This window comes from Streptomyces sp. NPDC086147 (genome assembly GCF_040702165.1).
GTDB lineage: Bacteria > Actinomycetota > Actinomycetes > Streptomycetales > Streptomycetaceae > Streptomyces.
Genome location: NZ_JBFBJO010000003.1, coordinates 25019 through 31590 on the forward strand (window position 1 = coordinate 25019; position 6572 = coordinate 31590).

6 protein-coding genes, 2 tRNA genes and 1 pseudogene are annotated in these 6572 nt (G+C 73.5%); 2 read left to right on the forward strand and 7 right to left on the reverse strand.

The features are described from left to right. Nucleotides 1–126: 126 nt before the first annotated feature. From AB0398_RS08125 to AB0398_RS08135, 3 genes are all read right to left on the reverse strand, one after another. Nucleotides 127–867, reverse strand: a complete 741-nt coding sequence (locus tag AB0398_RS08125; RefSeq protein ID WP_366373051.1) for a MerR family transcriptional regulator — start codon at nt 865–867, stop codon at nt 127–129. A gap of 114 nt (nt 868–981) precedes the next feature. Further along, a tRNA-Met gene (locus AB0398_RS08130) sits at nt 982–1055 on the reverse strand. A gap of 53 nt (nt 1056–1108) precedes the next feature. After that, nucleotides 1109–1600, reverse strand: coding sequence for a rhodanese-like domain-containing protein (locus tag AB0398_RS08135; RefSeq protein WP_366373052.1), 492 nt, complete (start codon nt 1598–1600; stop codon nt 1109–1111). 286 nt (nt 1601–1886) lie between these two features. Between AB0398_RS08135 and AB0398_RS08140 the strand changes: the two genes are divergently transcribed. Continuing rightward, a complete protein-coding gene (locus AB0398_RS08140; RefSeq protein ID WP_366373053.1) occupies nt 1887–2819 on the forward strand; it encodes a sigma-70 family RNA polymerase sigma factor in 933 nt (310 codons plus the stop codon). A 43-nt stretch (nt 2820–2862) separates the two neighbouring features. Here the strand turns inward: AB0398_RS08140 and AB0398_RS08145 are convergent, their stop codons facing one another. Further along, nucleotides 2863–3444, reverse strand: coding sequence for a phosphatase PAP2 family protein (locus AB0398_RS08145; protein ID WP_366373054.1), 582 nt, complete (start codon nt 3442–3444; stop codon nt 2863–2865). After that, a complete protein-coding gene (locus AB0398_RS08150; RefSeq protein WP_366373055.1) occupies nt 3441–4808 on the reverse strand; it encodes a diacylglycerol kinase family protein in 1368 nt (455 codons plus the stop codon). The genes AB0398_RS08145 and AB0398_RS08150 overlap by 4 nt, the downstream gene beginning before the upstream one ends. A gap of 423 nt (nt 4809–5231) precedes the next feature. Between AB0398_RS08150 and AB0398_RS08155 the strand changes: the two genes are divergently transcribed. After that, on the forward strand, nt 5232–5858 hold the full coding sequence (locus tag AB0398_RS08155; RefSeq protein ID WP_366373057.1) for a dihydrofolate reductase family protein: 627 nt from the start codon (nt 5232–5234) through the stop codon (nt 5856–5858). Between the two features lie 112 nt (nt 5859–5970). Here AB0398_RS08155 and AB0398_RS08160 read toward each other — a convergent pair. Both AB0398_RS08160 and AB0398_RS08165 read right to left on the reverse strand, forming a co-directional pair. Continuing rightward, nucleotides 5971–6044, reverse strand: a tRNA-Lys gene (locus tag AB0398_RS08160). A 258-nt stretch (nt 6045–6302) separates the two neighbouring features. After that, nucleotides 6303–6572: pseudogene (locus tag AB0398_RS08165) on the reverse strand (RNA helicase); the annotation flags it as partial.

The following is a 6572-nucleotide window of genomic DNA, read 5'->3' on the forward strand; positions in this document are numbered from 1 at the left end:
GCCGACCGGCGTACGGCGGACGGGGGTGCGGGGCTGGGTACGGGTCCAGGTGCGGGCCTGGGCGCGAAAGCCACTGGAGCCGTCGGGGCCACCGGGATCTCCGGGGCCTCCGGGAACCCCCTCCGGTCACATGTTCCGCTCGGCGTAGACCGCCATCGCGTCCCGGACCAGGACCGCGGTGCCCTCGCCGTACCTGTCGTAGTTCTTGGTGAAGCGGGGGTCGTCGACGTACATCCGGCCGAGGCCGATCACGTACTCCTTGGTCGGCGTCGTCGTGGTCGACAGCCACGCGACCTGGCGCCCCGCGATGGCCTGCACCTCGTCGCTGTCGGCGGCCAGGCCGTCCCGCGCCGCCTTCCCGAAGTCGCGGGCGATGCCGGCCTGCTCCTCGACGAAGGCCCGTCTCTGCTCCTCGTCCAGCGAGCGCCACCACCGGTCGCCCTGCTCGTACGCGTCGCGGCCCCAGCGGTGGGTGACCTCCTCCTCGTACCGCGTGTGGTCGAAGCCGTCGAACATCTCGTCCGCCATGAGTTCCTCTCCGTTCTCCGTCTTGTGGAGGGTGGTCCGCACCGACGCGATCCGGCGTCCGATGCGCTCGCGCTCCTGCTCCAGGAGGGCGAGGTGGGTGCGCAGGGCGGCGGATGTGTCCCGCTGGCCCGCGAGGACCTCGGCGATGGCGGGCAGCGAGAGCCCCAGCTCGCGCAGCAGCAGGATCCGCTGCAGGCGCACGAGCGCCGCCTCGTCGTAGTACCGGTAACCGTTCGCACCGATCCGGCTCGGCTCCAGCAGTCCGCGCTCCCCGTAGTGCCGGAGGGTGCGGCTGGTGGTACCGGCCTTCTTGGCGATCTCCTGGATCGACCACTCCATGGCGAGAACGCTAGATCTTGACGTTGCGTCAAGGTCAACCGGAAGCGCCGCGCGTCCGGGTGGAGAACGACGAAGGCCCGGATCCAAGAGGATCCGGGCCTTCGTTCCACTGAGTAGCGGGGACAGGATTTGAACCTGCGACCTCTGGGTTATGAGCCCAGCGAGCTACCGAGCTGCTCCACCCCGCGTCGGTGAACACGACTCTACGGCATGACCGGGGCAATCCTGAAATCGGTTTACGTCAGCAGCCGCAGTCGCCGGTGCCGACCGGGGCCGTCAGGGGGTCCGCGGCCTTCTCCGCGGGCCCCTCCCAGGTCTCGTACGCGAAGCCCTCCCGCACCCAGTACTCGAAGCCGCCGAGCATCTCCTTGACCTGGAAGCCCCGCTCCGCGAGGGCGAGCGCGGCGCGGGTGGCGCCGTTGCAGCCGGGGCCCCAGCAGTACGTGACGACCGGCACGGACCGGTCGAGCAGATCCTCGGCCCGCTCGGGAACGAGCGCGGTCGGTAGGTGGACGGCTCCGGGCACGTGCCCCTGGTCCCAGGCGGCCGTGGACCGCGTGTCGACCAGGACGAAGCCGGGGTTGGCGCCCCCGGCCGCGAAGGCGGCGAGGACCGAGGCCACGTCGGAGACGTCGGCGTGGAAGGCGAGGCTCGCGGAGAAGTACGCGGCAGCGGCGGCGGGAGAGGCCGGCGGGGTGCGGAGTACCGGGTTGACCTGCGGTGTCGTCGTCATGGTGATCAAATTAGGTCCGCAGGGCGCCCCGCTGAAGTGGGGAACCACGGTGCTCGTGGCCTTCGACCGGGGATTCCCGGGCGTTCGGCGCGAGAGGCCGGGAATCTCACGCACCGGGCCCCTGACCCGCCTCTTCTTGTCACACGGGCGGGGTCCGATCCGTCATGGAGGCATGACGGTACGCGAAGGGGGAGACCGACCGTTGGACACGGACAGGAACGCGGGCACGGACGTGGGCGTGGGCGCGGGCATTGGCGCGGACGTGGAAGGGGAGGGTGACGGAGGCGTGAACGTGGAGACGCACGGCGACGAGGAACTCCTGGCCCGTCGCTTCGACGCCGACCGGGGGCACCTGCGGGCGGTGGCGTACCGGATGCTGGGCTCGCTGAGCGAGACCGAGGACGCCGTCCAGGAGGCCTGGCTCAAGCTCAGCCGCGCCGACGTCGGCGGGGTGCGGAACCTCAGCGCCTGGCTGACCACGGTCGTCGGCCGCGTCTGCCTGGACATGCTGCGCTCGCGCGGCTCCCGCCGCGAGTCCCCGCTGGAGTACTACGTCCCCGACCCCGTGGTCCGGTTCGGGGAAACCGCCGGCGCCGCCGAGGCCGCCGACCCGGAGCGCGCGGCCGAACTCGGCGAGTCCGTCGGCCTCGCCCTCCTCGTCGTCCTGGAGACCCTGTCGCCGGCCGAACGGCTCGCGTTCGTGCTGCACGACATGTTCGCCGTCTCCTTCGACGAGATCGCGGAGGTCGTGGACCGCAGCCCGGCCGCGACCCGCCAGCTCGCCAGCCGCGCCCGCCGCCGGGTCAGGGACGCCTCCCCGGGCCCCGCCCCGGACGCGCGCCGGCGGCGGGAGGTCGCCGACGCCTTCCTCACCGCCGCGAACGGAGGCGACTTCGAGGGCCTGCTCGCGGTCCTCGACCCGGACGTGGTGCTGCGCGCGGACGGCGGCCGGCTCGCGCCCGCGGTCTCCAAGCTGGTCCGGGGCGCCGAGACCGTCGTCGCGCAGGCCCTCGCGTACTCCAGGTTCCGGAAGGCGACGCTGTGGGTCGTGGCCAACGGCGATCCCGCGGTCCTCTCCGTCGTCGACGGACGCCCGACCGCGCTCATGGTGTTCACGGTCGCCGGGGACCGGATCGTCGAGCTGCACATCCTGGTGGACCCGGAACGCCTCGCGGCGCTCGGCCTCACGGAGGAGGAACTGGCACGGGCGAAGTACTGACCCTCCCGGCCCCGGCCTCGCCCCCGGCCCCGTCCCCCGGTCGCTATCCCCGTCGGCGGGCGAGGGAGGCGCCGACCGTCAGGGAGACGGCGGCGCTGGCGACGCCGAGGACGGCGCCCGCGGCGACGTCGCCCGGATAGTGCACGCCGGTGTGGACCCGGGAGTACCCCACCGTCGACGCCAGGATCCCGAGGGGCACGGCGGCGGCGGGCAGCACCACTCCCACCGCCGTGGCGAAGGCGACCGCCGACGCGGTGTGCCCCGAGGGGAACGAGGCCGAGTCGGGCATGGGAACGTGCCGACCCGCCACCACCCGGGCCGCCTCCCGGTCCGGCCTCGGTCTGCGGACGAGCCGCTTGCCCAGCAGGTTCGCCGTGGCCGAGGCCACCGCGATCGCCCCGACCCCGGCCAGCGCGGCCCGGCGCGGGCGGCCCGGGAAGAGGCCGAGGACGGCCGCGACGGAGAGGGAGATCTTGGAGTGGTCGGCCGTCCTGGAGAGCCGGCGGAGGGCCGTGTCCAGGGTGGGCGTGGGCGTGGCGGCCACCGCGGCGTACACGGCGCCGTCGACGGCGCGGAGATCGTGCAGGACCGCCTCGGCGGTCATGGTGGGCGTGTCGTGGGTCATGCGCCGCTCCTCGGAGGTCGGTGGTGCGGGTGGGTGTGGAAGGCGAGTTCGGTGATGCGCCGCCAGTCGAGGGGCGGTCGCGGGGGCACGGTGCCCGGCCGGTCGCGGGGCACGAGCACCCGCAGGGCGCGCGGGCGGAGGGTGCAGACGACCGGGGTGGGCAGGGTCAGGGCCTCGCCGTCGACGGCGACGGAGATGGGGCCGTCTCCGCTGTCGCAGGTGACCTCGACCCTACGGGCCGTCAGGACGTTCAGGGCGGCCGCCTGGGTCCCCCGTACCGCCAGCTCGGCGGCCTGCATCGCCCCCTCCACCCGGACGCCGATCACGCCGAGCTCGCCCCCGTCGAGACGGGGCCTTCGGGCGGGGTCGGCGCTGAGCGGATCGGGCGTGGCGTACGGGTTGTTGCTGACCAGGAGCGCCTGCTGCGCGTCGACCAGGGTGCCGTCGACGACCGCGTCGACACGGTCGCCCTGGCCGCCCTGGAGCAGGTCGGGCAGGGCGTCGAGGGCGGTGCCGGCCTTCGCGTCGCGGTACTCGGGGTGCTGGACCACGTCCGCGTACACCCCGAAGGAGACGGTGTTGACGAAGGCGCGGCCGGAGACCGTGCCGAGGTCGACACGGAGCTCCTCGCCGTCGGTCAGGGCGTTCAGGCAGGTCGACGGGTCGGTGCGGTCGAGGCCGAGGTCCAGGGCGAAGTGGTTGCGGGTGCCGGCCGAGACGACGAGGAACGGCAGGTCGTGCTCGACGGCCACGGCGGCGACCAGCGCCTGCGTGCCGTCGCCGCCGGCCACGCCGAGCAGGTCGGCGCCCTCGGCCACGGCCCGCTCGGCGAGCTCGGTGACGTCGGTGTCGGCGGACGGGTCGAGGAGGATCACCCGGGCGCCCAGCCTCTCGGCCCGCTCGACGAGCCCGAACTGCTCGACCTTTCCGCCACCGGACTTCGGGTTCATGATCAGGACGGGCTTCCGGGGCCGGGCCGCGGGCTCGCCCCGCATCAGCCCGGCCCCCTCCTGCTCCGGTCGGCGCAGGGCGGACCGGGCGCAGAACAGGGCCACGCCCCAGAGCGCGAGGGCCACGAGGGCGTTGAGCCAGACGCCGCCGACGATGTACAGGGTGAGGACGGCGGCGGGCGCGGCGACCGCGAGCAGTGCGCCGAGGGCCCTCAGCGGCCCCCGGTGGGCGAGGAACCACCAGATGCCCACGGCCGACAGGGCGAGCCCCACGAGCCCGATCACCAGGATCAGGGCTCCGCCGCCGCCCAGTGCCGTCAGCAGCACCAGGACCGCGGCCACCGCCACGAGCAGCGCACAGCGCGCCAGCCGTCGGGCCGCCTTCGTCGGACCACCGGTTCCGCTCGCCGTCACCGTCCCCACCTCCACGTTCCGTCTCCACCCTTCCCCACGCCCCCGCGCCACGCGCTCCGGACGAAGCCGTTCGGCGCAAGGCCCTCCGGGAGCGACGTCCGCAGACCGCCTTCCCTCCCGTGCCCCGCGGCTTTCCTACCCCACGACGGAGAAGGAACCCGAAAAGCCCGGGGAATCAGGGAAGACACAGGGATACCCGGAGGGCATGGGAGCCCCGGACCCCCAGAGACCCCCCAGAGAACCCGGAACTCCCGAAGAACCCGGAACTCCTCAAGGATCCGGCACTCCCGAAGAACAGGAACCCGACCACAGGAGCCCAGGCGCCCGGGGCGCCCCGGACACACCAGCCACCCCGGGCACACCGGACGCCCGGGCACACCGGACGCCCGGGCACACCCGGCGCCCCAGGAAGAGGAAGAACCCATGCGCATCGTGATCAGCGAGTTCATCAGCCTCGACGGCGTCGTCCAGGCACCGGGCGGCCCGGAGGAGGACACCGACGGCGGTTTCGCCCACGGTGGCTGGTCGCACCCCTTCTTCGACCCGGAGGTGGTGGGCGGCGCGTTCGCCGAGGCCACGGAGCGGGCGGACGCGCTGCTCTTCGGCCGCCGCACCTGGCGGGCGATGGCGGCCGTCTGGCCGGAGCGGGCCGGCGACCCCTTCGCCGACCACCTGAACGCGCTCCCGAAGTACGTCGTCTCGGACACCCTCGGCGAGGCCGACCTCGGCTGGCACAACACCCGGCTCGTCCACGGCGACAGGGCCGTGGACCGCCTCCGCGAACTCCACGAGGCCCCCGGCGGCGACCTCCTCGTCCTGGGCAGCCCCACCCTCGTCCGTACGCTCCTGGCAGAGGACCTGGCCGACGAACTCCGCCTGGTCGTCATGCCGGTGCTCCTCGGCGGCGGAAAGTCGCTCTTCCCCACGGACGGCGTCCTGCGCACCCTCGAACCGGTCTCCACCACCACCAGCCCCCACGGCGCGAACGTCTGCGTCTACCGCCGCCCGGAGACCCGTGACCCGAAGACCCGTGCCCCGGAGACCCACTGACCGAAAAACCACCGACCGTGAACCCGCCACCCGGGAACGCCGAAGCGCCCCGCCGGTCGGAACCGGACGGGACGCTTCTCGGCGGGCCGGGGAGAACCCTCCCCGCCTTCGGTAGGCCGTGTGGGACTCGAACCCACAACCAACGGATTAAAAGTCCGCTGCTCTGACCAATTGAGCTAACGGCCCGTGCACAAAGGCACCCGTGCAGCATAGCCCGAGAGATCCCCGGAGCCGATCGGGTATCCGACACCGGTCGCGCCGTGGGCCGGCCGGAGGGCTCGGACGGTGGCGGTGGCGCCGGGTCCGCACGTACGGGAACGGGGCCCGCACCAGCACCGAAGTGCTCGTGCGGGCCCCGTTCCAGGGTCCTGCGCGAGGAGTCCCTCGTAGAAGTCCTACGAGGGGCCCCGCGCGAGACCGGCCGTGTCAGGCGTTTCGGCCGTGTCAGCCGTTGCGCTTCCAGCGCGGCTTGTCGTCGCGGCGGAAGGAACCGCCGGCCGGGCCGGAGCCGCGGTGGTCGTCGCGGCGGCCGTACGGGCGGTCGCCGCCCGAGCGGAAGCCGCCGGCCGGACGGTCGTCACGACGGTCGCGGTTGAACGGACGGTCGCTGCCTCGGTGGCCGCCGGAGGGGCGGTCGTCACGGCGCTCGAAGGAACGGCCGCCGCGGTCGTCACGGTTGAAACCGCCGGAGGGGCGGTCGTCACGACGGAAACC